The sequence below is a fragment of the Robertmurraya sp. DFI.2.37 genome (genome assembly GCF_029211245.1).
GTDB classification, from domain to species: Bacteria; Bacillota; Bacilli; order Bacillales; family Cytobacillaceae; genus Robertmurraya; species Robertmurraya methanolica_A.
In genome coordinates this window covers 1-287 of record NZ_JARGEJ010000907.1, presented here as the reverse complement: position 1 = coordinate 287, position 287 = coordinate 1, and the positions used below count along the sequence as shown (strand labels likewise).

At 43.2% G+C, this 287-nt stretch carries 1 protein-coding gene; it reads left to right on the top strand.

Annotated features, from left to right (window positions below):
- Positions 1–14 precede the first annotated feature (14 nt).
- Positions 15–173, top strand: coding sequence for an ABC-2 family transporter protein (locus tag PZE06_RS29110; protein WP_275792556.1), 159 nt, complete (start codon positions 15–17; stop codon positions 171–173).
- Positions 174–287: the final 114 nt, after the last annotated feature.

Below are 287 nucleotides of genomic sequence, written 5' to 3'. Positions count from 1 at the left end.
TGCCCTTCCAAGCCATTTTCTTTATGCCGATTTCGATTTTTATCGGGGAGACGACAGGGGGAGAAGTTTTCACCTCTTTAGGGCTTCAATTATTTTGGCTACTCGTATGTTACTTCGTTTTAAGAATGGTCTGGAATCGGGCATCCCATAAAGTGGTTGTTCAAGGGGGATAAAGAGATGACAATCGCAAAATATATAAAACTTTATTTTAAGCTTGTCTCAGCGGGGCTTAGAGCGCAGCTTCAGTATCGCTTTGCTTTCGTGATGAGGATCGTCGGGATGATCAC